The 24,607-nt window shown below is 68.1% G+C and carries 20 protein-coding genes; 10 read left to right on the forward strand and 10 right to left on the reverse strand.

Annotation, left to right across the window (positions count from 1 at the left end):
* The first annotated feature begins 335 nt into the window (after positions 1-335).
* Entirely contained in the window at positions 336-1,922 is a 1,587-nt protein-coding gene (locus DID99_RS12390; protein WP_044844609.1) for an isocitrate lyase, read from the forward strand.
* Between the two features lie 64 nt (positions 1,923-1,986).
* On the opposite strand, the gene DID99_RS12395 is transcribed toward DID99_RS12390, so the two are convergent.
* Both DID99_RS12395 and DID99_RS12400 read right to left on the reverse strand, forming a co-directional pair.
* Positions 1,987-2,703 (reverse strand): EthD domain-containing protein, encoded by a 717-nt coding sequence (locus DID99_RS12395; protein WP_044844608.1) that lies wholly within the window; start codon positions 2,701-2,703, stop codon positions 1,987-1,989.
* A 51-nt stretch (positions 2,704-2,754) separates the two neighbouring features.
* Entirely contained in the window at positions 2,755-3,276 is a 522-nt protein-coding gene (locus tag DID99_RS12400) for a nuclear transport factor 2 family protein (protein ID WP_124666809.1), read from the reverse strand.
* A gap of 210 nt (positions 3,277-3,486) precedes the next feature.
* Between DID99_RS12400 and DID99_RS12405 the strand changes: the two genes are divergently transcribed.
* The 5 genes from DID99_RS12405 (at position 3,487) to DID99_RS12430 (ending at position 8,973) form a co-directional block, all read left to right on the forward strand.
* A complete protein-coding gene (locus tag DID99_RS12405) occupies positions 3,487-3,987 on the forward strand; it encodes a nuclear transport factor 2 family protein (RefSeq protein ID WP_124484721.1) in 501 nt (166 codons plus the stop codon).
* Between the two features lie 57 nt (positions 3,988-4,044).
* The gene (locus DID99_RS12410; RefSeq protein WP_124666810.1) at positions 4,045-4,911 is read left to right on the forward strand and encodes an SDR family NAD(P)-dependent oxidoreductase; all 867 of its coding nucleotides are present in this window, start codon (positions 4,045-4,047) and stop codon (positions 4,909-4,911) included.
* A gap of 9 nt (positions 4,912-4,920) precedes the next feature.
* Entirely contained in the window at positions 4,921-5,676 is a 756-nt protein-coding gene (locus DID99_RS12415) for an SDR family NAD(P)-dependent oxidoreductase (RefSeq protein WP_124645880.1), read from the forward strand.
* A gap of 131 nt (positions 5,677-5,807) precedes the next feature.
* The gene (locus DID99_RS12420) at positions 5,808-6,584 is read left to right on the forward strand and encodes a glucose 1-dehydrogenase (protein WP_124484724.1); all 777 of its coding nucleotides are present in this window, start codon (positions 5,808-5,810) and stop codon (positions 6,582-6,584) included.
* 523 nt (positions 6,585-7,107) lie between these two features.
* A complete protein-coding gene (locus DID99_RS12430; protein WP_124666811.1) occupies positions 7,108-8,973 on the forward strand; it encodes a phosphoenolpyruvate carboxykinase (GTP) in 1,866 nt (621 codons plus the stop codon).
* 139 nt (positions 8,974-9,112) lie between these two features.
* Here the strand turns inward: DID99_RS12430 and DID99_RS12435 are convergent, their stop codons facing one another.
* The 5 genes from DID99_RS12435 to DID99_RS12455 all read right to left on the reverse strand — a co-directional run bounded on the left by DID99_RS12435 (position 9,113) and on the right by DID99_RS12455 (position 13,050).
* Positions 9,113-10,018, reverse strand: a complete 906-nt coding sequence (locus DID99_RS12435; protein WP_124666812.1) for an NAD-dependent epimerase/dehydratase family protein — start codon at positions 10,016-10,018, stop codon at positions 9,113-9,115.
* Positions 10,019-10,096: 78 nt separating this feature from the next.
* Positions 10,097-10,933, reverse strand: coding sequence for an SDR family NAD(P)-dependent oxidoreductase (locus tag DID99_RS12440; protein ID WP_124519382.1), 837 nt, complete (start codon positions 10,931-10,933; stop codon positions 10,097-10,099).
* A 40-nt stretch (positions 10,934-10,973) separates the two neighbouring features.
* Positions 10,974-11,732, reverse strand: a complete 759-nt coding sequence (locus tag DID99_RS12445) for an SDR family oxidoreductase (RefSeq protein ID WP_014899307.1) — start codon at positions 11,730-11,732, stop codon at positions 10,974-10,976.
* Positions 11,733-11,772: 40 nt separating this feature from the next.
* Positions 11,773-12,630, reverse strand: coding sequence for an SDR family NAD(P)-dependent oxidoreductase (locus DID99_RS12450; RefSeq protein ID WP_124484728.1), 858 nt, complete (start codon positions 12,628-12,630; stop codon positions 11,773-11,775).
* A 3-nt stretch (positions 12,631-12,633) separates the two neighbouring features.
* On the reverse strand, positions 12,634-13,050 hold the full coding sequence (locus DID99_RS12455) for a nuclear transport factor 2 family protein (protein ID WP_124570846.1): 417 nt from the start codon (positions 13,048-13,050) through the stop codon (positions 12,634-12,636).
* Positions 13,051-13,509: 459 nt separating this feature from the next.
* Here DID99_RS12455 and DID99_RS12460 point away from each other — a divergent pair, with 459 nt between their 5' ends.
* Both DID99_RS12460 and DID99_RS12465 read left to right on the forward strand, forming a co-directional pair.
* Positions 13,510-13,719 (forward strand): hypothetical protein, encoded by a 210-nt coding sequence (locus tag DID99_RS12460; RefSeq protein WP_124484730.1) that lies wholly within the window; start codon positions 13,510-13,512, stop codon positions 13,717-13,719.
* 302 nt (positions 13,720-14,021) lie between these two features.
* Entirely contained in the window at positions 14,022-15,518 is a 1,497-nt protein-coding gene (locus DID99_RS12465) for an FAD-dependent oxidoreductase (protein WP_124666813.1), read from the forward strand.
* 116 nt (positions 15,519-15,634) lie between these two features.
* Here DID99_RS12465 and DID99_RS12470 read toward each other — a convergent pair whose 3' ends face one another.
* On the reverse strand, positions 15,635-17,299 hold the full coding sequence (locus tag DID99_RS12470) for an acid phosphatase (RefSeq protein WP_124666814.1): 1,665 nt from the start codon (positions 17,297-17,299) through the stop codon (positions 15,635-15,637).
* Between the two features lie 417 nt (positions 17,300-17,716).
* On the opposite strand from DID99_RS12470, the gene ftsH reads away from it, so the two are divergent.
* Both ftsH and DID99_RS12480 read left to right on the forward strand, forming a co-directional pair.
* Positions 17,717-19,684, forward strand: coding sequence for an ATP-dependent zinc metalloprotease FtsH (gene ftsH / locus DID99_RS12475; RefSeq protein WP_124484733.1), 1,968 nt, complete (start codon positions 17,717-17,719; stop codon positions 19,682-19,684).
* 124 nt (positions 19,685-19,808) lie between these two features.
* Positions 19,809-20,276 (forward strand): OsmC family protein, encoded by a 468-nt coding sequence (locus tag DID99_RS12480; protein ID WP_044844593.1) that lies wholly within the window; start codon positions 19,809-19,811, stop codon positions 20,274-20,276.
* Between the two features lie 21 nt (positions 20,277-20,297).
* On the opposite strand, the gene otsA is transcribed toward DID99_RS12480, so the two are convergent.
* Positions 20,298-21,704: an alpha,alpha-trehalose-phosphate synthase (UDP-forming) gene (gene otsA / locus DID99_RS12485; RefSeq protein ID WP_044844592.1), complete on the reverse strand. Its 1,407-nt coding sequence runs from the start codon at positions 21,702-21,704 to the stop codon at positions 20,298-20,300.
* A 470-nt stretch (positions 21,705-22,174) separates the two neighbouring features.
* Positions 22,175-24,253: a TonB-dependent receptor gene (locus DID99_RS12490; RefSeq protein ID WP_260439241.1), complete on the reverse strand. Its 2,079-nt coding sequence runs from the start codon at positions 24,251-24,253 to the stop codon at positions 22,175-22,177.
* Positions 24,254-24,607: the final 354 nt, after the last annotated feature.

Consider the following 24,607-nt stretch of genomic DNA (forward strand, 5'->3'; position numbering starts at 1 on the left):
GTATAGACGTTTTGTCATGTCGGTGGCAAAAGCGCGAAACATGAATCGCCGAGCCTGTCCTCCCACCAACTGCCGAAAGGCCGTTTCATATCGCGGAATGTGCGCCGAATTCCGGCCGCATCGTCTTCCCGCCGCTTGAAAACCTGTTTTGCATCGCAAAACGCGTTACTTATCTCATTGAAAAACAAGAAGAATTTATATCTTATGTCTTATATAAGAGTTGCTCGACAGTGCGTCGCGGGGCGTTACCATTGAGTCCATGCAGTTCGCTTCGTCACACGGAGCGGGCACGCTGAACCCTTTACTCAAATGCGCTTCGTTCCCAGGAGATTGACATGTCCCAATATCAAGACGACATCAAGGCAGTGGCTGGCTTGAAGGAAAACCACGGCAGCGCGTGGAATGCCATCAGCCCCGAGTATGCGGCCCGCATGCGTGCCCAGAACAAGTTCAAGACGGGGCTCGACATCGCGAAGTACACCGCGAAGATCATGCGCGCCGACATGGCCGCGTACGATGCCGACCCGGCCAAGTACACGCAGTCGCTGGGTTGCTGGCACGGCTTCATCGGCCAGCAGAAGATGATCTCCATCAAGAAGCACTTCAACAGCACCGAACGCCGTTACCTGTACCTGTCGGGCTGGATGGTCGCCGCGCTGCGCTCGGAGTTCGGCCCGCTGCCGGACCAGTCGATGCACGAAAAGACCTCGGTCAGCGCGCTGATCCGCGAGCTGTACACGTTCCTGCGCCAGGCCGATGCACGTGAACTCGGCGGCCTGTTCCGCGAGCTGGACGCCGCCAAGGACGCCGCTGCCAAGGCCGCGATCCAGGAAAAGATCGACAACCACGTGACGCACGTCGTGCCGATCATCGCCGACATCGACGCCGGTTTCGGCAACGCTGAAGCGACCTACCTGCTGGCCAAGCAGTTCATCGAAGCGGGCGCGTGCTGCATCCAGATCGAGAACCAGGTGTCCGACGAGAAGCAGTGCGGCCACCAGGACGGCAAGGTCACGGTGCCGCACGAGGACTTCCTCGCGAAGATCCGCGCGATCCGCTACGCGTTCCTGGAACTGGGCGTGGACGACGGCATCATCGTCGCCCGTACCGACTCGCTCGGCGCCGGCCTGACCAAGCAGATCGCCGTGACCAACGCGCCGGGCGACCTGGGCGACCAGTACAACGCGTTCCTCGACTGCGAGGAACTGTCGGCCGACCAGCTGGGCAACGGTGACGTCGTCATCAAGCGCGACGGCAAGCTGCTGCGTCCGAAGCGCCTGCCGAGCAACCTGTTCCAGTTCCGCGCCGGCACGGGCGAAGCACGCTGCGTGCTCGACTGCATCACGTCGCTGCAGAACGGCGCCGACCTGCTGTGGATCGAAACCGAAAAGCCGCACATCGCGCAGATCGGCGGCATGGTCAGCGAAATCCGCAAGGTCATCCCGAACGCGAAGCTGGTGTACAACAACAGCCCGTCGTTCAACTGGACGCTGAACTTCCGTCAGCAGGCATATGACGCGCTGAAGGCCGCGGGCAAGGACGTGTCGGCCTACGACCGCGCGCAGCTGATGAGCGTCGAGTACGACGAGACCGAACTGGCCAAGCTCGCCGACGAGAAGATCCGCACGTTCCAGGCCGATGCATCGCGTGAAGCCGGCATCTTCCATCACCTGATCACGCTGCCGACGTATCACACGGCCGCGCTGTCGACCGACAACCTCGCGAAGGAATACTTCGGCGACCAGGGCATGCTCGGCTACGTGGCCGGCGTGCAGCGCAAGGAAATCCGCCAGGGCATCGCGTGCGTCAAGCACCAGAACATGTCCGGCTCGGATATCGGCGACGACCACAAGGAATACTTCAGCGGCGAAGCAGCGCTGAAGGCGGCGGGCAAGGACAACACGATGAACCAGTTCTCGTAATCGTCATACCCGCGGCACGACGCCAACCCGTTCATGACGGGTTGGCGTTTTTTTTATCCGCGTTTTATCCGCGCACCGCCTTCACGACGTACTGGCTCGTCGGCACCACGTCGATCTTGTCGAAGTCGATGAAGCGTCCGCAGCTGTCCATCATCTCCGCGACGTTGCGCTGGAATTTCTCCTCGTCGCCGACCGCATCGAAGAACGCGTACGGATCGGTCATCGCCGCGGCCGGGAAGCACTCCTCGACGATCGCGTCGTAGCCGGGCGCCGCATGCGTGAGCGCGCGTACGACCACGTTCTGCACGTACAGGAAGTTATCCTGAGTATCGATCGCGACGCGCGTGTGATGGCCGTGCCACACATCGAGCCACGCTTCGTGCGTGAGGCGCGGCGGGCGCTTCAGGAACGCGAGCTGAGAGAAGCCGCTGGTGCGCTCGCCGGGCCGCGCCGGAAAGCGCGTGTTCGGAATCGGCTGCGATTCGGTGACCAGATACGCGGCCATGTGCGGGACGGCCGCGCGCACCGCGTCGTCGAACGGCTGGCGGAACATCGGGTTCGCACTGTCGATCCATACCGCGACGATGCCGTCGATGCCCGGGTGCGTGTTGGTCTGCTTGAGGCCGGCGGCCGGCGCGACGTCGGCGTCGGCGACGTTCACCTGCACGCCGTGCGCGCCGAGCGACAGCAGCTTGTCGGCGAGCTGCGCGCGCACGCTGCGGCTCCACGGCTCGGGCGCGGCCTGCGCGTCGCGCCACAACACGTAAATGACTTTCTCCATTGCTCCGGCTCCAGGGGGGAATGACGGGATCGGCGGCGCTGCCGCCGGGTTTCAGGAAGCGTTGACGGCCGAATCGGCCGGGCGCGTTGCGTCGTGCGCGTGCGGCGCGAAGCGGTTCGCGGTCAGCGTGAACGACGGCGGAATCGGCGACGTGACGGTTTCGAACAGGCGCTCGTGACGCGTCGCGTGAATGCGCCACACACCGTCGTGCTTCACGTACTGGTCGTCGTAGAACGCGGTGCCGTGCACCAGGTAGTCATCCTCGAGATTGATCGCTTGATCCTCGAGAAACCACACGCCGCACGCGTGACCGGCGGACACCAGCGTGAGCTCGGGATGATGGCCGTGATGCATCGTCAGGAAGGTCGGCTTGCCGATCAGCGCACGCAGGCTCGACACGAACGCGTCGCGGCCGTCGTACGCATAGCGGCCGCCTTGCAGGCGCACCTCGCAATCCTCCGTCACGCATTGTTCGAGCAACGCCCAGTCGTGCGTGTCGATCGCGCGGAAATACCGGTACTTCAGCTGGCGGATCTGCTCGTGCTCGTAGAGCGTGCGGGTCGTCTCGTCCATCGCCGTGTCTCGTGGTGGTGTCCTCCGATCTTAGGAACGAAGCCACTCATGTCACATCGTCTGTTCGGACGAACGCCGCGACGGCCGCGTGCATCTCCGCCTCCACGGACCATCGAGGTTCATCCAAACAGGTGATGGCCGGCCATTCGTGCGGCTGTAACGTGGCGTCGACGCGGCTTCGATCCGCGCACACGAGACCAAGGAGACGGCATGACCCCGATCGAACGAATGGAAGTGCGCGTGCGCAGGCTCGAGGACGCCGACGCGATTCGCCAGCTGAAGGCCCGCTACTTCACGTGCTGCGACCGGAAGGATCCGCAAGGGATGCGCGATTGTTTCGCGCCAGGCACCGTGCACATCGACTATGGCCGGATCGGCACGTTCGAGCATCGCGACGCGCTCGTCGACGTGTTCGAGCGGCTCGGCTGCCACCCGCACATCGTCGAGATGCACCACGGCGTGAATCCGCACATCACCGTGCTCGACGACACGCATGCGCGCGGCACGTGGGGGCTGCATTACCAGATGCTCGACACCGATGCGCGCACGCTCACGCAGCTCGGCGCGACCTACGACGATGAATACCGGAAGGTCGACGGCGAATGGAAAATCGCGGCCACGCGTTGCGTCGTCACGTCGACGCTGTCGGCCCGCTACGACGGCGATGCGCCTGGCGTGCTGTTCGCCGGCGCGCAGCCGCCTGCTGCATAACGAAACGACGCGCGCTCCCCGCGCCGGTCGAGAACATTCCCCCAGGAGACATCGAACATGACACAGAACCACGAGGCGCCGGTCGCCGTCGTGACGGGCGCGTCGCGCGGCGCAGGCAAGGGCATCGCGCGCGCGCTCGGCGCGGCCGGCATGACCGTCTACGTGACGGGCCGCTCGCAGAACGAAGGCGATGCGCCGCTGCCCGGCACGATCCACGAGACCGCGCGCGAGATCGACGCGCTCGGCGGCCGCGGGATCGCGGTCGCGTGCGACCACGCGGACGACGCGCAGGTGAAGGCGCTGTTCGAGCGTGTCGAACGGGAAAGCGGGCGGCTCGACATCCTCGTCAACAACGCGACGTACCTGCACGACCAGCTGATCCTGCCGGGCCCGTTCTGGGAGAAGCCGCTGGACCTCGTGAACATCCTCGACGTCGGGCTGCGTTCGGCCTATGTCGCGAGCTGGCATGCCGCGCCGCTGATGGCGAAGCGCCGCAGCGGGCTGATCGCGTTCACGTCGTCGTTCGGCGCGAGCTGCTACATGCACGGCGCCGCGTACGGCGCGCAGAAATCCGGCGTCGACAAGTTCGCGAAGGACATGGCGGTCGACCTGAAGCCGTTCGACGTCGCGGCCGTGTCGATCTGGATGGGGCCGCTGCGCACCGAGCGCACGACGCGCGTGTGGGACGAGCATCCGGACCTCTACAAGGAATTCTCGCTCGTCGCCGAAAGCCCCGAATTCACCGGCCGCGTGATTCACGCGATCCATGCCGATCCGCAGCGCATGGCGCTGTCCGGGCAGGTGCTGGTCGGCGCGGAAGCCGCGCTGCAATACGGCATTGCCGATCTCGACGGCAAACAGCCGCCGTCGTATCGCGAACTGCTCGGCGGCCCCGTGCAGGCGCATCCGGCAATTGTCGCTTAAGGAGCGCGCATGGGCATGCTCAAGGGCAAGGTCGCGCTCGTGACGGGCGCGGGGCAGGGCGTCGGGCAAGGCGTCGCGCACGCGCTCGCGGCCGAAGGCGCGCAGGTGGCGGTGGTCGGCCGCACGCGCGACAAGCTGGTCGCGACGTGCGATGCGATTCGCGCACGCGGCGGGGTCGCGGAGCCGTTCGTGTGCGACGTGATGGACGCCGCGCAGATCGTGCAGTGCGTCGACGCCGTGGTCGAGCGTTTTCGCGGCGTGCAGATCCTGATCAACAACGCGCAGGTCGTACCGCTCGGCCGCCTGCTCGACGTGACCGACGCGGATTTTCTCGCGGGCCTCGAATCGGGGCCGATCGCCACGCTGCGGATGATGCGCGCGTGTCATCCGCATCTGAAGGGCGATGGCGTGATCGTCAATTTCGCATCGTCGGCCGCGGTGCGCTGGGACACGTCGGGTTACGGCGCCTATGCGGCAACCAAGGAAGCGATTCGTGCGCTCACGCGTGCGGCGGCATGCGAATGGGGCGCCGACGGCATCCGCGTGAACGCGGTCGCGCCGCATGCGCTGTCGCCGGGGCTGAAGGGCTGGGTCGACGCGAACCCGGACGAGGCCGCCGCGTTCTTCCGCACGATCCCGCTCGGCCGCGTCGGCGACTGCGAGCAGGACATCGGGCGCGCGATCGTGTTTCTCGCGAGCCGTGACGCGGCCTACCTGACGGGCGCGACGCTGCCGCTCGACGGCGGGCAGGCGTACTGGGGCTGACGGCTGGCGCGGGATCGCCGCGTCGTCGTCAGCTCGTGATCGGCCGCGCACCGGCGTGCGGCCGGGCGTGGCGGCCAGCAAACGGAACCGGAACCGGAACTGAAATCGAAACGCATCGAAGAGAGAACGACATGAGTCGACTGGAAGGAAAGGTAGCGATCGTCACGGGCGGCGCGCGCGGAATGGGCGCGGCGACGTGCAGGCTGTTCGTCGAAGAGGGCGCGCGCGTCGTGATCGCCGACGTGCTCGACGCGGAAGGCGAGGCGCTTGCGCGCGAGCTCGGCGACGCCGCGCGCTTCATGCGGCTCGACGTGGCCGACGAAGCAAACTGGCAACGCGTGGCCGACGCGACCGTCGAGCAGTTCGGCCGCATCGACGTGCTCGTCAACAACGCGGCGGTGCTGATGTTCGGCGCGATCACCGAGTTGTCGAAACGCGATTTCGAGCGTGCGGTGTCGATCAATCTTGTCGGCACGTTCGTCGGCATCCATACGATCGCGCCGCGCATGATCGCGCAAAAGCGCGGGTCGATCGTCAACATTTCGTCGGTGGACGGGCTGCGCGGCGTGAATGCGCTGGCCGCCTACGTCTCGAGCAAATGGGGCGTGCGCGGGCTGACGAAGGTGGCGGCGCTCGAACTCGGCCACCAGGGCGTGCGCGTGAATTCGATCCATCCCGGTGGCGTGAACACCGCGATGTCGAACCCGACGGGCGCACCGCTCGACGAAGTCAACAAGCACTACACGCACGTGCCGCTGCAGCGTGTCGGCTTGCCTGAGGAAATCGCGCGCGCGACGCTGTTTCTCGCGAGTGACGAAGCGTCGTACTGCAACGGCGCCGAGCTGTCGGTCGACGGCGGGATGGCGGCGGGCGCGTATTACCCCGGATTGCCCGGCGCGCCGTTTTGAGCGGTAGCGTACACAACGCGTGCGCGACGGATGTTTGTGTACGCAACCTAATTCAGGGTTTGCCTGAGTAGCGAAAACGTGAATTCGGACGGCGACGGTTCGGGTGCATCGCATGCGAACGTGTCGCGCCGATTTTGCGCTTTTGCGAAACCCTTGCCGGACGGACGTTCCAGCCGTTTCGTCCCCAAAGCGCACACGGCGGCGCAAAAAAAGGACCTGCCGGCAAGCGGCGTGCCGGCGCGTCGACACAGTTGTTTCTTGTTGCAACGCAACGCCAGCCCAATAACGGCGATGGTATGCTGGCCGATATGGAGTTGTACGGCAGGTTGCTTGCATGGCGAAACTCGCGTTCGCACACTCATACGAGACATCACATTCTCTCGCCCGCATCGCGGCATCGACACGCGCTCCGCTCGCGCGTCCCGCCTTGCGCGTCGCTTCAACCTGCGCTCCGACCGCATTCCCCATCTCGCGGGCTCGCCCCGCATCCCCCATCCCCGCCCAATAATCTGGAGACATTCCCATGTCGCAAAACTCTTTGGCCGAAGCGACGCACGGCCCGCTGATCGCTCCCCCGGCATACGTCAAACATCGCAAGCTGATCGACTGGGTATCGCGGATCGCGGCGCTGACGGAGCCCGAGCGTGTCGTCTGGTGCGACGGCTCGCAGGAAGAAAACGACGCGCTGTGCCAGGCGATGGTCGACCAGGGCACGCTCACGCGCCTGAATCCGGCGAAGCGCCCGAACTCGTATCTCGCGCAGTCCGATCCGTCCGACGTCGCGCGCGTCGAGGACCGCACCTTCATCTGCACCGAATCGCCCGACGACGTCGGCCCGACCAACAACTGGATCGCGCCGGAAGAAATGCGCGAGACGCTGAACGGCCTGTTCCGCGGCTCGATGCGCGGCCGCACGCTGTACGTCGTGCCGTTCTCGATGGGCCCGCTCGGTTCGCCGATCGCGCACGTCGGCGTCGAGCTGTCCGACAGCCCGTACGTGGCCGTGAACATGCGGATCATGACGCGCATGGGCCGCGAGGTGTATGACGTGCTCGGCGAGGACGGCGAATTCGTGCCGTGCGTGCACAGCGTCGGGCATCCGCTCGAAGCGGGCCAGAATGACGTGCCGTGGCCGTGCAACCCGGTCAAGTACATCGTGCATTTCCCCGATACGCGTGAAATCTGGAGCTTCGGCTCCGGCTACGGCGGCAACGCGCTGCTCGGCAAGAAGTGCTTCGCGCTGCGCATCGCGTCGACGATGGGCCGCGACCAGGGCTGGCTCGCCGAACACATGCTGATCCTCGGCGTGACGTCGCCGGCCGGCAAGAAGTATCACGTCGCGGCCGCGTTCCCGTCCGCGTGCGGCAAGACCAACTTCGCGATGCTGATCCCGCCGCAGGGCTTCGACGGCTGGAAGGTCACGACGATCGGCGACGACATCGCGTGGCTGAAGCCCGGCCGCGACGGGCGCCTGTATGCGATCAACCCGGAAGCCGGCTTCTTCGGCGTCGCGCCGGGCACCGGCGTGAAGACCAACCCGAATGCGATCTCGACGCTGAAGGAGAACGTGATCTTCACGAACGTCGCGCTGACGGAAGACGGCGACGTGTGGTGGGAAGGCCTGACCGACACGCCGCCCGCGAAGCTGACGGACTGGCAGGGCAACCCGTGGACGCCGGAGATCGGCAAGGAAACGGGCCGCAAGGCCGCGCATCCGAACTCGCGTTTCACGGCGCCGGCATCGCAATGCCCGTCGATCGACGCGGACTGGGAGAACCCGGCCGGCGTGCCGATCGACGCGTTCATCTTCGGCGGCCGCCGCTCGACGACCGTGCCGCTCGTGACCGAGGCGCGCGACTGGGTCGAAGGCGTGTACATGGCCGCGACGATGGGCTCCGAGACGACCGCCGCCGCGGCCGGCCAGCAGGGTGTGGTGCGCCGCGACCCGTTCGCGATGCTGCCGTTCTGCGGCTACAACATGAGCGATTATTTCGCGCACTGGCTGAAGCTCGGCAAGCAGCTCGAAGGCGCGGGCGCGACGCTGCCGAAGATCTACTGCGTGAACTGGTTCCGCAAGGACGCGAACGGCAAGTTCGTGTGGCCGGGCTTCGGCGAGAACATGCGCGTGCTGAAGTGGATGCTCGATCGCCTCGAAGGCAACGGCGGCGGCGGCGAACATGCGTTCGGCGTGTCGCCGGCGTATGACGACCTGCATTGGGACGGGCTCGACTTCACGCGCGAGCAGTTCGAGGCGGTCACGTCGATGAATGCAAGCGAATGGCGCGAGGAACTGAAGCTGCATGCGGCGCTGTTCGACACGCTGAAGCTGCGTCTGCCCGCGGAGCTGACCGAGACGATGAGGAACATCGAACAGCGTATCGGCGGCTGACGATGCGAGTCGAAGTCACGCGGTAACGACGTAACGCCGTTGCGGCACGAACGTCCCGCCGCCGGCATGCATCGCCGGTGGCGGGACGTTTTCGTTTCTGCTTCGTTTCAGCGTCGCGCGTGCAACGCCGACCGTGCGCTTACGCGCCGCACTGCGCGACCACTTCGTTCACCGCGCGCTGCACGTCGCCGCGCCGGTAGCGCAGCAGCGCGATATCGGCCGGGTCCGGCTCGTACGCCACGACGTTGCCGCGCCCCGTATAGATCGCGATGTCCGGCAGCAGCGGATGCTCCTGGTCGAGCGACGGCACCGGCTGCGGATTGCCGGCCGCGCGAAAGAACGCCGCGAAGTAGTCGGCGAAGCTCAGGTTCTCGTCGCCGACGAGATAGGCCTTGCCGGATTCGCCGCGCTGCAGCGCGCCCCAGATCGCTTCGGACAGCGATTGCGTCGAGATGAAGTTGCTGCCGCCGGCCGGCCCGTACACCGGCAGCCCCGCGAGTTTGCCCTGCGCGTAGCCCGTGTACGCGGCGAACATCTCGTTGCGCAGCCCCGGCACCGAGCCGACCACGAACGGCGCATTCACGCTGCACACCGCGAACGACGGCGACGCGAGCGCGCGCACGCGTTCGTCGGCGAGATGGCGCGAGCGCACGTACGGCACCGTGTCGACGAGCGCCGGCGCGACCTGCGGATAAAAGCTGCCGACCAGCACCGCGCGCTTTACGCCCGCGTCGCGCGCGAGCGCGAAGAAGCGCGGCACCGCGTCGACGTTCGCGCGTTCCCAGTGCGCGGCTTCGTCGGTGCCGGGCGGCAGGTGGCGAATGTCGTTGCCGGCCGCGAACACGACCGCGTCGAATGGCGCGAGATCGTCGCGCGTGAAGTTGCCGGCCACATAGTCGCGCAGCAGCACGTCGAATTGCGCGAGCGCGCTGCCCCGCGCGGGCGGCTTGCGCGCGGCGAGCGTCACGTCGTTGCCTTGCGCGCGCAGATGCAATGCGGCGTGGCCGCCGATGAGGCCGGTGCCGCCGATGATCAGGATTTTCATGGTGTCTCCGGTGGCGGCGCCGCTGCGCCGCTTGAATTGAACCGATGATTGAACGGACGAATCCGTGCGGAACGTCGCTCAGAAATTGAAGCCGTTGCCGGTGACGACCGGCATGTTGGTCCAGAATCCGTTCGGATCGCGATACCAGCCGGCCGCCGCGAGTGCGCCGCCGTCGACGTGAAGCGTCGTGCCGGTGACCCATGCGGCGAGCGGGCTCGCGAGGAACAGCGCGGCGCCCGCGATGTCGCCGGCCGCACCGAAGCGCCCGAGCGGAATCCAGCGCGGGACGTGCGCGCGATGCTCGGGCGCGACCATCGCGCTGACCGGCACCTGCGGCGTCTCGGTGGTCTCCGGCGCGATCTGGTTCACGCGGATGCCGGCCGGCCCGAGTTCGAGCGCGAGGCTTTTCGTGAAGCCGGTCAGCGCGGCCTTGAACGACGCGTACACGGTGCAGTTCGGGATCGCGCGAAAGCCCTCGATCGACGACACGCCGACGATGCTGCTGCCCGCGCCGCGCTTGCGCAGCAACGGCAGCATCGCGCGCGTGACGACGAACACCTGGCGCAGGTTCACGTCGAACAGCCGCGCGATGTCGTCGTCGGTATGGTCGTCGAACGGTTTCGCGATCTGCAGGAAATCGCCGACGTTGTTGACGAGCACGTCGAGCCCGCCGAAGCGGGCGTCGATCGTCCGCGCGAACGCGTTGACCTCGTCGCGGCGTGTGACGTCGACGGTGCCGACCAGCGCGTCGACGCCCGCGGCTTCGAGTGCCTGACGCACGTCCTGCGCGCGGGCGGGATCGACCTCGGCCACCACGACCCGCGCGCCCGCCGCGCCGAACGCTTGCGCGCACGCGCGGCCGATGCCCGCGCCGCCGCCGGTGACCAGCACGGTCTTGCCGGAAAAGGAAATCATCGGAACGCTACTCCTTCGAACGGAAAAGCCACGCGCCGCATCACAGCGACGCAACCAGTTGCGCGTTGTCGATCCGCAGCTCCGCGCCGTTCACGAAGCGCGATTCGTCGGATGCGAGGAACAGCACGAGATTCGCGACGTCCTGCGGATCGCACATGCGTGCCATCGGATCGTTGCCGATGCCGAGCTCGGCCGGATCGAGGCCTGGCATCAGCGCCTGCGTCATCGGTGTCCAGATGCCGTCCGGATGGATCGAGTTGCAGCGGATCCGGTAGCCGCTGCGCTTGCAGTGCACGGCGACGCTGCGCGCGAGCGCCGTTACCGCGCCTTTCGAGCCGGTGTACGCGCACATCATCGGCAGGCCGCCGAGCGCGGCGACCGACGACATCATCACGATCGAGCCCGGCGTGTCGTTGTGCTTCATCGCGCCGATCGCGTACTTGCAGCCGAGGAAATAGCCGTCCGCGTTGACGCGCAGTACGCGTCGCCAGGTGTCGAGGCTCGTGTCCTCGATCGATCCGACCGGGCAGATCGCCGCGTTGTTGACGAGCACGTCGAGGCGGCCGAAGCGCTCGAGCGTCGACGCGATCGCGTGCCGCCAGCCGTCTTCGTCGGCGATGTCCTGATGGACGAACAGCGCGGTGTCGCCGATCTCGCGCGCGAGTGCGCGGCCCGCATCCTCGTCGATGTCGGTGAGCACCACGCGCGCGCCTTCGGCGGCGAGCAGCAGCGCATCCGCGCGGCCGACCCCGCTCGCCGCGCCGGTGATCAGCGCGACCTTGTTTGCGACTCGATTCATGTCCGGTCGATTTCCTGTGACGTTGAAAGAAGGCGGGCGCTCATGCGGCGCCCGGCGCACGGCCGGCCCTGACCGCATCGAGCGCGGCCGCGCCGTAGATCTGCGCGATGGTGGCGTCGACGCGCGGGTTGGCGCGCAGCTCGTGGCCGCCGTCGACCGCGAAGCTCTGGCCGGTGACCCAGCCCGACTCGGGGCCGGCGAGATAGCGCACCGCGTGCGCGATCGCTTCCGGCTCGCCGAGTGAGCCGAGCGGAATCTGGTCGAGGAAGCTGTCGACGAGCGCCCGGTTGTCGAACATCGGCGCGGTGGCCTCCGAGCGCGTGAGGCCCGGTCGCACCGCGTTCACGCGGATCCTCGCGCCGGCCAGTTCCTCGGCGGCCCCGCGCACCAGCGCTTCTAGCGCGGCCTTCGCGGTGCAGTACGCGGTCAGCCAGCGGAAATTGATCTGCGCGGCCGTCGACGAGATGCAGACGATCGTGCCGCCGCCGCTGTCGGCGAGCCGCGGCGCGGCGTGGCGGATCGCGGCGAACGCGCTGTTCAGGTTCAGCTCGATTTCTGCCCGGAAGCTGTCGGCGTCGTGCATCAGCAGCGGCCGGAACCCGGCACCGCCGACGGTCGGCACCACGATGTCGAGCCGGCCGTCGAGCGCCCACGCGGTATCCAGCGCCGCCTGCAGGTCGCCGTCGTCGCACGCGTCGCCGGCATGGATCGCGACGCGGCTGCCGGGCAGCGTGTCGGTCAGGTGCCGCTGCGTGCGTTCGAGTGCATCGCGGCGGCGGCCCATCAGCACGACGGCCGCGCCATCGGCGGCAAGCGCGTGCGCGCAGGCCGCGCCGATGCCGCCGGCGCCGCCCGTGACGAGCGCGGTGCGGCCGGCGAGGGGAAGGGATGCGCGCATCGTTCAGCCCTCCAGCGGCAGGTCTTGCGACCAGTCGACGTGCAGCGTGCGCGCGGCGAAGCGCCACGTGCCGCCGTCGAACACGCAGCGGTCGCGATAGCGCAGCCCCCAGTCGAGCTTGCGCTTCACGCCGTCGCGCACGTACACGTGGCACGCGAGGCAGTAGGTCTCGACGTCGGCCTCACCGCCGTCGAGCGTGGCGAGCTGGTTGTGCACGTGATGCTGGGTGGTTTCGTAGCGCTCGATCACGCGCATGCCGGCGACGATCGCATCGCGGTCGTCGAAACGGAAACCGGGGCCGTCGAGCTGGGCGTCGGCGGTGAAGAGGGTGGCGAGGCGCGGCCAGTCGCGCCGGTCGACGGCCTGCGCGTAACGGCACGCGAGTTCGTACAGCGCGTGGCGGGGATTCGAATCGGTCATGCGGTACTCCCGTGAATGAACGGAAAGACTCGGCCGCGCCGCGAGCGCTGACGCGACGGCATTGCGACGTCGACCCGCAGGTTCGCATCCGGCCGCGCGATCCTCATCATCCATACGGAGCAGGGGCACGATCAGGGAAAACACCGGCGCGACGGCCGCCCATCGTCCGATGGTGCGATGCAGCGGCGAACGCGTGGCATGCGCACGAAGATCACGCGCCCCGTCACGACGGGCTGCGGTACGCGGTTTTCCGATCGCGACGCCGCTGCCACCGCTCGGCGATGCTGCGGCGCCGCACGTCGCGTCAGGGCCGCTTCGCGTTTGCCCCTAGTCGAAATGGACGATGGCCGGCGGGCCGGCGCTGGCTACCGTGCAGTCATCCGGTGCGGTTGCCTGTTTGCCCGAGGCCAGTGCGCCGGACACGAACCGCGATAGCGGCCAACCGGAGGGGACACGATCATGAGACTGACGACTCGCAAGCTGTGCGTATTGGCGACGGGCGCGTTCGCGGCGATGGTGATGGCGCGATATGGCGCCGATCAGGTCCCGGCGCCGCCGTATGCGGCCGGCATCCTGCAATGCCGCTCGCTCGATGCGAACGGCCTGCCGACCGGTTGCGTGCCGATCGATCCTTCGCGCTTCGGTTTCGCCGCACTGCGCGGCATGTGACGACGGCGCGGCCGCGTGCCGCGCCGACTCGATGTCACGTTGACGCCGTCACGATGCGACGGCGACCGGGTGGACGGCGTTCGCTCAGCGCAGTGTCGCGGCGCGGCGCGCTCGCGGCAGTTCGTCCGGCGTGTGCATGCCCCCGGCTTGGCTCGCCGCTGCCGCTCGATTTCCCCGTCGACGACGCGGCGTTCGCGTGCCTGCGATCGCTCGCATCGACGACGCGCCGGCCTGCCGGGCCGGCCGCGCAGCGCCCCGACCACCGCCTTTCACCGAATCCCTTCACGCAGACCCTTGCCTCCATGTCATCCGAATATTCCCTCGCTCGCCCCCTGAATATCCGCGACGTCCATCGCTGGGACGCCGAACACGACGTCGTGATCGTCGGCTTCGGCGCGGCCGGCGCGTGCGCGGCGATCGAAGCCGCGAGCGCCGGCGCCGACACGCTGATCGTCGAGCGCGCGTCGAGCTACGGCGGCACGAGCGCGCTGTCCGGCGGCGAGATCTACCTCGGCGGCAGCGGCGGCACGCCCGCGCAGCGGCAGGCCGGCTTCAGCGACGACACCGAGGACCTGTACCGCTACCTGATGCTCGCGGGCGGCCGCGACGCCGACGAGGCGAAGGTGCGCCTCTATGCGAACGAGAGCCTCGCGCATCACGACTGGCTGGTCGCGCAGGGCGTCACGTACAAGAACACGTTCATCGCCGAGCGGATCGTCGAGCCGGAAACCGACGACTGCCTGATCTGGTCGGGCAGCGAGGAGGCCTGGCCGTTCAGCGAGAGCGCGAAGCCTTGCCCGCGCGGCCACACGCCGCAATGGCCGGGCTGGGGCGGCGGGCAGATGCTGATGCGCGTGCTGGCCGAGCGCGTGCAGGCGCTCGGCGTGTCGACGCGCTACGACACGCGCGCACAGGCGCTGATCGTCGACGATGCCGGCGCGGTGCGCGGCGTCGTGCTGCGCGCGTACGGCGAGACGGCGTTCGTGCGGGCGCGCCGCGCGGTGATCCTGTGCGCGGGCGGCTTCGCGATGAACCGCGACATGGTGCGCCGGCATGCGCCGCAGTTCCTGCGCTCGGCCGAACCGATCGGCAGCCCCGGAGACGACGGCTCGGGCATCCTGCTCGGCCAGAGCGCGGGCGGCGCCGCGATCCACATGGACCAGGGTTTCGTCAGCCTGCCGTTCTACGCGCCCGAATCGCTGATCCGCGGGATCTTCGTGAACGCGCGCGGGCAGCGTTTCATCAACGAGGACGGCTATCACGGCCGCACGGGCCACCACGCGTTCCACCAGGCCGACGACCGGATCTACCTGCTGGTCGACCAGGCGACCTACCAGGAGCCGCCGGACATCGCGCGGATCGGCATCGCGGCGGCCGGCGAGACCTGGGACGAAGTCGAGCGCGACCTGCAGATGCCGGCCGGCACGCTGACGGCGACCGTCGACGTCTACAACCGTCACGCGGCCGAAGGCGTCGATCCGCTGTTCCACAAGGCGAAGAAGTGGCTGAAGCCGCTGATCGAGCCGCCGTTCGTCGCGCTCGATTGCCGGATCGATTACGCGTTCTACCCGCATTTCACGCTGGGCGGGCTCGATACGCTGCCGACCGGGCAGGTGCTCGACGCGGCGCGCACACCGGTGGCGGGCCTCTATGCGGCCGGCCGCACGACCTGCGGGCTGCCGCGCTGGGGCGCCGGGTACAGCTCGGGATTGTCGCTGGCCGATGCGACGTTCTTCGGCCGGCAGGCAGGTCGTCATGCCGCAAGTGCGGCGAGCGACGCGTTGCACGGCGTCGCGTAGCGTCGCCTGCGTGGAGCACGGATCGCGGATCGCAGAACGCACACGGCAAAACACGACGCCCCGGGCAACCGCGTTGCACCGGGGCGTCGTCGTTTCGGCGAGGCGTCAGTCGTTCGTCAGCCGAGATCGAGCGCGTTCGTCAGGTCGCCCGGCGGCGTCGCGCCGCGCGCCGCGAACGCCTTGTCGCGCGCGGCGACGCCGTCGAGCGGCGCGAGCCCGTGCACGCGGCTGATGAAGCGCAGGATCGAGTTCGTGTCGTACATCGTGTGGTCGACGTAACCCTTCTTCGCGAACGGAGAGATCACGAGCGCCGGAATCCGCGAGCCGGGGCCCCAGCGATCGCCGACCGGCGGCGCGACGTGATCCCACCAGCCGCCGTTCTCGTCGTGCGTCATCACGATCACCGTGTTCGCCCACTGCGGGCCGCGCCGGATGCGTTCGATCACGTGCGCGATGTGGCGATCGCCGGATTCGACGTCCGCATAACCCGCGTGCATGTTCAGGTTGCCCTGCGGCTTGTAGAACGCGACGGCCGGCAGGCGGCCTGCGTCGATGTCGGCGATGAAATGATTGGTCGACGGCTCGTCGCCGAGGCCCGCATCGCGCAGGTGCTTGCGGCGCGCGTCGGTGCCCGGCGCGTAGTTCACGAAGTAGTTGAACGGCTGGTGGTGGTACTGGAAATCCGGCACCATGCCGGTGTCGCGGTGCTCGAGCGCGTACTGCCACGCGCCGCTGTACCACGCCCAGTCGACGTTCTTCTCCGACAGGCGGTCGCCGATCGTCGCATGGCCTTGCGGCGGGATCACGCGATGATCGGACGGATCCGCATACGCGGCGTTGCCCGGATCGGCCGGCGGCACGTAGCTCGGCTGATACGGCGGCGCCATCGTGTTGACGCCGTAGCCATCGGGCGTCAGCGGGCCGTCGACCGCGAACTTCGGCGGGCCGTCGAGCGCGGACGCGGGCGAATCGGCGGCGAGCGTCAGGCGCGTGCCGGCCTGATCGTCGCCGTCGACCTTCGACAGCAGCTTCGCCGCATGCGGATGCTTGTGCGCATCCGGATACATCGGCGGCTGCGCGGAAATCAGGAACATGTGGTTCAGCCACGACCCGCCGAAGGCCGCCATGAAGAAGTTGTCGCACAGCGTGTATTGCCGTGCGAGGTTCCACAGCCGCAGCGTGTCGGCGGAATTGCGGTAATGGCCCATCACGAGGCCGCCGGAATCGGCCCACGCGACGAACTGGTCGTTGCGGCCCGCGGCGATCTGCATCTGGTTCTGGTAGAAGCGGTGCCACAGGTCGCGCGTGATCACGCCGTTCGGCAGCGGCTTGCCCTGCGCGTCTGCGATCCGGAACGGCGCGTTCGGCAGCTTGTCGATGTCGCGCTCGGCGATCGCGTAGCGCTGGCCGCCGACTTCCTGCGCCTGCGGCACGAGCCCGCCCCAGATCTTCGGCAGCACCGGCAGCGGCGTCTTGCCGTCGCGATCGAGCTGCCGCGCGTGCTCGGGTTTCACCTCGCTCAGCGGATATTGCACGCCCGGGAAATCGCCGTACAGGTTCGCGAAGCTGCGGTTCTCCGCATAGATCACGACGATGTGGCGCACCTGCCGGCGCAGCGCGTCGTCGAGCCGCAGGTCGGCGGCCGAGCGCGGCGCGCTGCCCGGCGTGGTCTCGCAGCCGCCGAGCGCGACGCCCGCGCCGAGCGCGGCGAGGCCGCCGAGCATGCGGCGGCGGTCGGGATCGGCGGGAAGGTCGTCGGGGCGATCGGGGGTGTCGTTCACGTCGTGTGCTCCTCGGATGGGCGGTTGTCGTTCGATGCGCGGCAGCGTCGCACAGCCTGCCGCGACGCGCGGCGGGACGCAACGGCCGGCGTCGCGCCCGGGCGCGGGCGACGCCGGCTGTCACTAAAATGTCACGAACGCGACTATAACGCGGCCGGCGGCGTCGATGAAAGGCGTTTGTCGGACAATGCGCGACGTCCGCGCGCGAACTAGACTTGAATCACGGGCGGCGCGTTGCGGCGCGCTGCCCGCGCGAACGGCGCCCGGCGGCGCCGTCGCGGTGTCATTCATGCGACGAAACGAGGCGACGATGGCGCGGATCCATTCCGTTTGCGCGTGGCCGGCGATGCCGCGCGCCGACCGGGCGCGCGTGCACGCGTAAGCGCGCGCGTCGACGCGCGCGGCCGGCCCGATGCCATGGACAGGAAATTCGATTACGCAGGATTGCTGATCGCGGCGGGCTTCTTCGTGCTGTTCGCCGCGCAGTTGCTGATGCTGCGTCCGGCGTCGACGATGATCGCGTACAGCGACTTCCACCGGCTCGTTGCCGCGCGGCTCGTCGACGATCTCGAGATCGGACCGGCGACGATCACGGGCACGCTGACGATGCCGCAGGCCGGCACGCTGCTGCCGGCGTCCGAAGTCGCGGCCGTGAAGTCGGACGGCACGCCGCCGCGCTTCAGCACCAACCGCGTGACCGACCCGCAGCTGATCGACACGCTGACCGCCGCCGGTATCCGGTTTCACGGCGCGTCCGACACCGGCTGGATCGCGTCGCTCGCGTCGTGGCTGGTGCCGCTCGTCGCGTTCGTGTTCATCTGGAACCTGATGCTGCGCAAGCGCGGCGGGCTGCAGGATTTCACCGGGATGGGCAAGAGCCGCGCACGCGTGTACGTGCAGCAGGAAACCGGCATCACGTTCGACGACATCGCGGGCATCGACGAGGCGAAGGCCGAGCTGCAGCAGCTCGTCGCGTTCCTGCGCAACCCCGATCGCTACCAGCGGCTCGGCGGCAAGATCCCGAAGGGCGTGCTCGTCGTCGGCGCGCCCGGCACCGGCAAGACGCTGCTCGCGCGCGCGGTGGCCGGCGAGGCGGCCGTGCCGTTCTTCTCGATCAGCGGCTCGGCGTTCGTCGAGATGTTCGTCGGTGTTGGCGCCGCGCGCGTGCGCGACCTGTTCGAGCAGGCGCAGCAGAAGGCGCCGTGCATCGTGTTCGTCGACGAGCTCGACGCGCTCGGCAAGGTGCGCGGCGTCGGTCCGATGTCGGGCAACGACGAGCGCGAGCAGACGCTCAACCAGCTGCTCGTCGAGATGGACGGCTTCCAGGCCGGCTCCGGCGTGATCATCATGGCCGCGACCAACCGGCCGGAGATTCTCGATCCCGCGCTGCTGCGCCCGGGCCGCTTCGACCGTCACATCGCGATCGACCGGCCCGACGTGAACGGCCGCCGCCAGATTCTCGGCGTGCACGTGAAGCGCGTGAAGCTCGCGGCCGAGGTCGATCTCGGCGAACTCGCGTCGCGCACGCCGGGCTTCGTCGGCGCCGATCTCGCGAACGTCGTCAACGAAGCCGCGCTGCATGCGGCGGAACTCGGCAAGCCGGCGATCGGGATGGACGACTTCGACGAGGCGATCGACCGCGCGCTGACGGGCCTCGAGCGCAAGAGCCGCGTGATGAACGCGCAGGAGAAGCTGACGATCGCCTATCACGAAGCCGGCCATGCGCTCGTCGCGGAAAGCCGCGCGCATTGCGATCCGGTGAAGAAGGTGTCGATCATTCCGCGCGGCGTGGCCGCGCTCGGCTACACGCAACAGGTGCCGACGGAGGATCGCTACGTCCTGCGCCGCAGCGAGCTGCTCGATCGGATCGATGCACTGCTCGGCGGGCGCGTCGCGGAAGAACTCGTGTTCGGCGACGTGTCGACGGGCGCGCAGAACGACCTCGAACGCGCGACCGCGATGGCGCGCCACATGGTCATGCAATACGGGATGAGCGAGAAGATCGGGCTCGTCAGCGTCGACGACGGCGAAACGCGCACCGGCATCCCGGGCGCATGGCATGCGGGCGAGGGCCGCTGCAGCGAGCACACCGCACGGATGATCGACGACGAGGTGCATACGCTGTTGACCGACGCGCATGCGCGCGTCGCGGCAACGCTCGGCGAACGCCGCGATGCGCTGGAGCGCATCGCGCGACGGCTGCTCGAGCGCGAAGTGCTCGAACGCGACGCGTTGCAGGCGCTGATCGACGGGCGCGAGGCGCCGGTCGCCGAATCTTCCCTGACCGATCGCGGGCCATGCACGAGCGCGAATGCGCCGGAGCAAGCGTCGGCGATCGAGCGCGATTTCGTCGCATACGGGCCGCCGCGCGAACCCGAACGCTGAAGCGCGGACCGCTCGCGCAGCCGGCGGGCGGCCATGATCGCGCCGCGCCTTCGCTGCAATTCGCACTTGCCGGCACGCCGTTGCGCCGGCGTTCTCTTTCCCTTTTTCGAGTCACGGAGTCGCCATGAGCGAGGCACACGTATCGGTGGATGTCGCGCAGCATGCGCGTTTCAGTTTCGAAGTCACGTTTGCCGGCACCGAGCTTTCGCCGGTGCTCACCGACGAGCCGCCGCCGCTCGGTGCCGGCCGCGGCCCGAATCCGGTCCGGCTGCTGGCCGCGGCGGTCGCGAGCTGCCTCGCGGCGAGCCTGTTGTTCGCGCTCGAGAAACAGCGCGTCGATCCGCAGCCGGTCACCGCGCATATTGACGTCGACATGGTGCAGAACGACGCGGGCAGGGTGCGCGTCGGCGCGATGGCCGTGACGCTGTCGGTCGGCAAGGCATGGGCCGATCTCGCGGCGGCGACGCGCATGCTCGACCGGTTCGATGCGTATTGCGTGGTGACCGAGAGCATGCGCGAAGGCATTCCGATCGCGGTGGCGGTGCAGGACGTGAACGGTGCGGTGCTCGACCGCGAGACGACCGGCGTGTAAGCGAGCGACAGGACCCGGGCGTCAGGACACGGTCGCGGCGGCGACTTCCGCCGCCTCGGCGAGCGCCTCGAGAAAGCGCGTGCGCCACCAGTGCACGTCGGTCTTGCGCACGATCGCCATCAGCGCGTCGTGACGCTGGCGGCGTTCGTCGAGCGGCATCGTGAGCGCGCGCTGGATCGCCTGCGCGGTGCCCTGCGTGTCGTACGGATTGACGAGCAGCGCAGGCTTCAGCTGCTCGGCCGCGCCCGCGAAACGCGACAGCACGAGCACGCCCGGGTCGGCCTCGTCCTGCGCGGCGAGAAACTCCTTCGCGACCAGGTTCATCCCGTCGCGCAGCGGCGTGACGAGCGCGACGCGGCTCGCGCGGTAGAGGCCCGGCAAGCGCTTGCGCGCGACCGTGCGGTGGATGTAGCGCATCGGCATCCACTCGAGTTCGCCGTAATCGCCGTTGATCGCGCCGCACAGGCTGTCCATCTCGCGCCGCAGGTCGTCGTACGCACCGAGATCCTCGCGGCTCGGCGCGGCGATCTGGATCAGCGTCGCGCGGTCGCGGTTCTCCGGATACTGTTCGAGCAGCTGACGGAACGCGTGCACGCGCTGCGGCAGCCCCTTCGTATAGTCGAGCCGGTCGACGCCGACGAGCAGCTGGCGGCGCGAATACTCGTCGCGCATCCGCTCGAACATGTCGATGCCGTCGCGATTCTCCGCGAGCGCCGTGAACTCGTCGACGTTGATGCCGATCGGGAACGCACCGGCCGACAGCGTGCGGCCGAACGCGCGCAGGCGGCCGTCCGGCAGCCGCGCGGCGCCGGCTTCCGCCTCGACGTAGTGCTCGAAGTGAAGCAGGTCCGATTCGGTCTGGAAGCCGACGAGATCGTAGGCGAACAGCGAGCGCATCAGCCACTCGTGCTCCGGGATCGCGGCCATGATCGGCGGCGGCGGCATCGGAATGTGCAGGAAGAAACCGATCGGGTTCGTGCAGCCCGTCGCGCGCAGCTCGGCGGCGAGCGGAATCAGCTGATAGTCGTGGACCCAGACGATATCGTCGGGGCGCAGCAGCGTGCTCAGCTTGCGCGCGAACAGCTGGTTCACGCGCCGGTATCCGTCCGCAAAGCGGCGGTCGAACTGTGCGAGATCGAGGCGGTAGTGGAACACTGGCCACAGCACGTTGTTCGAGTAGCCGAGGTAGTACGCGTCGTAATCCTGCGGATCGAGATCGATCGTCGCGAGCTGGATGCCGCCGACGTTCTGGATCTGCACGTCTTCGCCGTGCGCGGGATGGTCGCCGTCGCCGCGCAGCCTGCCGCTCCACCCGAACCAGACGCCGCCCGATTCCTGCAGGCTGTCTTTCACGGCCACGGCAAGCCCGCCTGCCGCGGCCTTACGGGGATCTGCAATACGATTGGATACGACGACGAGTCGGCTCACCAGCTCTCCTGCGAATGGTTGGGGAAGGTTCGTGCGGCCAGGGCGTGAGGCGGACGCCGCCATCGACGCGTGGCGCGATGGGGCCGCGATACGAGCGGACGGGAATCAGGGCGCGCGATTCGCCGTCCGAACGTGGAGTGCTTTTTTTAGGATACTCGTCATTCGGCTGATTTAAAAGTGCATGACCGGGATCAATGATCCTGGCTATCGGTGCGATGCAGTGCGATGCGCGGCGTTCCGCGCGTTCGACCGGCAGGACCGGAAATTGCACGGCACTGCAGCGGCCGTGTGCGCAACGGAAGGTGGAGGGCCGGAGAAGGGAGAGCGAAGGCGAGGGCGATCGATCGTGTTCGGTCACGCCGGCGCGGTCGATCGCGACGGTTTCGATCGACGCAGGCGGGCTGCGCCGATCGATCATGGCGGGCGTTGGCGCCGCGCGGGACGCGTGGCGCGAACGCACCGGCGCGCGATCAGAACGTCGTGCGCAGGCCGGCCATCACGCTGCGGCCGCCTTCCGGCGCGAAGCCGCGCACGACCGAGGTCGCATAGCGGATCTCCTGGTTCGTCAGGTTGTCGCCGCGCAGGTACGCGAGCCAGTGCGTCGCGCCGACACGGAACTTGTACGTCAGCATCACGCCAAGCGACGTGTAGCCGTCCGTCGGAAAGTCGTTGTCGGGCACACGATGCTGCGACCACGCGTGCGTGACCTGCGCGCGTGCGCCGAACGGGCCGTAGCCGTAGTCGGCCGCGAGCGTCACGCGCAGCGGCGCGATCCGCGGCAGCGGCTGGCCGGTGTCGACGTTGCGCGCATGCGTGTAGTCGGCGGTCAGTTCCAGGTCGACCGTATGGCCGCGCTGCGCGAACGCGCGCCATTTGCCGTCGAGTTCGACGCCATAGAACTCGGCGCGCACGCCGCGATAGATTGCTTCGTTGAGCGTATCACCGGCGCCGGGCGCGACCGGTTCGCCGTCGCCGTTCACGACGCGGCCCGTGTTGTACTCGGTCAGGTAGTTCGAGAAGCGGTTGTAGAACACGCCGACGCTGCCGCGGTTCGGGCCGCTCGCGTAGCGCAGCGACAGGTCGGTCGACACGGCCTTTTCCTTCGACGCGTTCGGGTTGCCGATCAGGAACTGGCCGGTCGCATCGTGCGGGCCGTTCGAGTACAGCTCGTAGAAGGTCGGCGCGCGCTCCGTGTAGGCGACGTTCGCCGCGACCGACCACACGGGCGTCAGCGAGAACAGCGCGCCGGCCGAGACGCTGCCGGCATTGAAGTCGCGCGGCTGCGCGAGCGCGAATTTCTCGACGCCGGCCGGATCGGGATCGACCTTCACGTGCTCGAAGCGCCCGCCGACGCTCAGCTTCAGCGCCGGGACGACCTGCCATTCCTCGAGACCGAACAGCGCGACGCTGTTCGTGCGCGTCGACGGCACGAGCGTTTCGTCGCCGAGCGCCGAGAACGTGTTCTGGCCGAACTGCACGCCGATCGCGCCTTCGAACGGGCCGATCCTGCGATGCCGCGCCTCGATGCGCGCTTCGTAGCCGCGGTTGCGGAAGGTGGTGGCGGTCTCGCCGTTGTCGACTTCCTTGTGGCGATAGTCGGTGTACGCGAAGTCGAACTTCAGCTTCGTGAACGGGCCGCTCAGGTTGCGTATCTCGGACGCGAACGCGAGCCGTTCCTGGCGCATCCGCAGGCGCACGTCGTCCTCGGCGACGGAGCCGTAGTTCGACTCGTAGCCGCTGTACGACAGGCCCGCGAAACCGTCGGCCCACGTGTACGACGCGCCGAGCGCGCCGCCATGCACGCGGCCGTCGCTGTTCGGCACGTTGCCGTACGGTTGCGGCGTATCGGGATCGTCGATCGCGCGTTGCTGGCTGCTGCGTGCGTAGCCGGGAATCCGCAGCTTGCTCGTTTCACGGTCGAACGCGTCGACATGGAACGCGAAGCGGCCGTTGCCGCCTTCGACCTGCGCCGCGCCCGCGCGCACCGAGTTCGCGCCGCCGTAGCGCGCGTCGAGCGCGCCCGTCACGCCTTCGATCGCTTCCCGCGGAATCCGGTTGTCGATCGTGTTGACGACGCCGCCGACCGCGTTGCCGCCGTACAGCAGCGCGGCCGGACCGCGCACGATCTCGACGCGCTCGATCGACAGCGGATCCTGCGGCACCGCGTGGTCGTACGACAGCGACGACGCGTCGTAGGCGGCGACGCCGTTCTGCAGCAGCCGGATCCGGTCGCCGTCCATCCCGCGAATGATCGGGCGGCCGACCATCGGCCCGTAGGTGGTGGTCGACACGCCGGGCAGGCCGTTGAGCGTTTCGCCGAGCGAATCGGCCTGGCGGCGCGTCAGCGCATCGCCGGACAGTTGCGCGGTCGGCGCGATCAGCTCGGTGTCGCCGAGCGGGTTCGCGGTCACGAAGATCGGCGCGAGCGGTGTGGTCCGCGGCGGCGAAGACGGGGGTGGCGTCTCGGCCTGCGCGTGCGCGACGGCGGCGAACAGCATCAGCGAAACGGGCGAGAGCGGGCGAAGCGGTAGACGAGGGAGGTCGCGCATGGTCGGTGAATCGGTTGGTATCGGATCGGAAAGCGAGCCATGCGGGTCAAGGCTGGATACGATATATTGTTGCATTTCCGGCGCGTAATGACCCGGTTGGATTGGACTCGGCGTAGCCCGGCCACCGGGTTGAGAGGGTTTCAGGTGGACGAGATCGCGAAATGATATGTTATATCATTTCAAATTCCAAGCGAAACGGCGGCATGCCGCAGGGTTTCCGACAAGCTGCGGAAACGGCGGCGAAAGCAGAGCCGGGCCGTCAAACCCGCGCCGGCACCGGTGGCCCACGCAACAGGTCTCGCGATGAATCTGTCACCGTCGCGCGCGTTTCCCGCTCCGTTGATACGCATCAAG

It is taken from the genome of Burkholderia sp. Bp8986, from assembly GCF_003854225.1.
In the GTDB taxonomy this organism is placed as follows: Bacteria; Pseudomonadota; Gammaproteobacteria; order Burkholderiales; family Burkholderiaceae; genus Burkholderia.

What these genes read in the sequence shown, in the direction of transcription:
- DID99_RS12390 (WP_044844609.1), top strand. Translation starts at nt 336, where the DNA reads ATGTCCCAATATCAAGACGACATCAAGGCAGTGGCTGGCTTGAAGGAA.
- DID99_RS12395 (WP_044844608.1), bottom strand. Translation starts at nt 2,703, where the DNA reads ATGGAGAAAGTCATTTACGTGTTGTGGCGCGACGCGCAGGCCGCGCCC.
- DID99_RS12400 (WP_124666809.1), bottom strand. Translation starts at nt 3,276, where the DNA reads ATGGACGAGACGACCCGCACGCTCTACGAGCACGAGCAGATCCGCCAG.
- DID99_RS12405 (WP_124484721.1), top strand. Translation starts at nt 3,487, where the DNA reads ATGACCCCGATCGAACGAATGGAAGTGCGCGTGCGCAGGCTCGAGGAC.
- DID99_RS12410 (WP_124666810.1), top strand. Translation starts at nt 4,045, where the DNA reads ATGACACAGAACCACGAGGCGCCGGTCGCCGTCGTGACGGGCGCGTCG.
- DID99_RS12415 (WP_124645880.1), top strand. Translation starts at nt 4,921, where the DNA reads ATGGGCATGCTCAAGGGCAAGGTCGCGCTCGTGACGGGCGCGGGGCAG.
- DID99_RS12420 (WP_124484724.1), top strand. Translation starts at nt 5,808, where the DNA reads ATGAGTCGACTGGAAGGAAAGGTAGCGATCGTCACGGGCGGCGCGCGC.
- DID99_RS12430 (WP_124666811.1), top strand. Translation starts at nt 7,108, where the DNA reads ATGTCGCAAAACTCTTTGGCCGAAGCGACGCACGGCCCGCTGATCGCT.
- DID99_RS12435 (WP_124666812.1), bottom strand. Translation starts at nt 10,018, where the DNA reads ATGAAAATCCTGATCATCGGCGGCACCGGCCTCATCGGCGGCCACGCC.
- DID99_RS12440 (WP_124519382.1), bottom strand. Translation starts at nt 10,933, where the DNA reads ATGATTTCCTTTTCCGGCAAGACCGTGCTGGTCACCGGCGGCGGCGCG.
- DID99_RS12445 (WP_014899307.1), bottom strand. Translation starts at nt 11,732, where the DNA reads ATGAATCGAGTCGCAAACAAGGTCGCGCTGATCACCGGCGCGGCGAGC.
- DID99_RS12450 (WP_124484728.1), bottom strand. Translation starts at nt 12,630, where the DNA reads ATGCGCGCATCCCTTCCCCTCGCCGGCCGCACCGCGCTCGTCACGGGC.
- DID99_RS12455 (WP_124570846.1), bottom strand. Translation starts at nt 13,050, where the DNA reads ATGACCGATTCGAATCCCCGCCACGCGCTGTACGAACTCGCGTGCCGT.
- DID99_RS12460 (WP_124484730.1), top strand. Translation starts at nt 13,510, where the DNA reads ATGAGACTGACGACTCGCAAGCTGTGCGTATTGGCGACGGGCGCGTTC.
- DID99_RS12465 (WP_124666813.1), top strand. Translation starts at nt 14,022, where the DNA reads ATGTCATCCGAATATTCCCTCGCTCGCCCCCTGAATATCCGCGACGTC.
- ftsH (WP_124484733.1), top strand. Translation starts at nt 17,717, where the DNA reads ATGGACAGGAAATTCGATTACGCAGGATTGCTGATCGCGGCGGGCTTC.
- DID99_RS12480 (WP_044844593.1), top strand. Translation starts at nt 19,809, where the DNA reads ATGAGCGAGGCACACGTATCGGTGGATGTCGCGCAGCATGCGCGTTTC.
- DID99_RS12490 (WP_260439241.1), bottom strand. Translation starts at nt 24,253, where the DNA reads ATGCGCGACCTCCCTCGTCTACCGCTTCGCCCGCTCTCGCCCGTTTCG.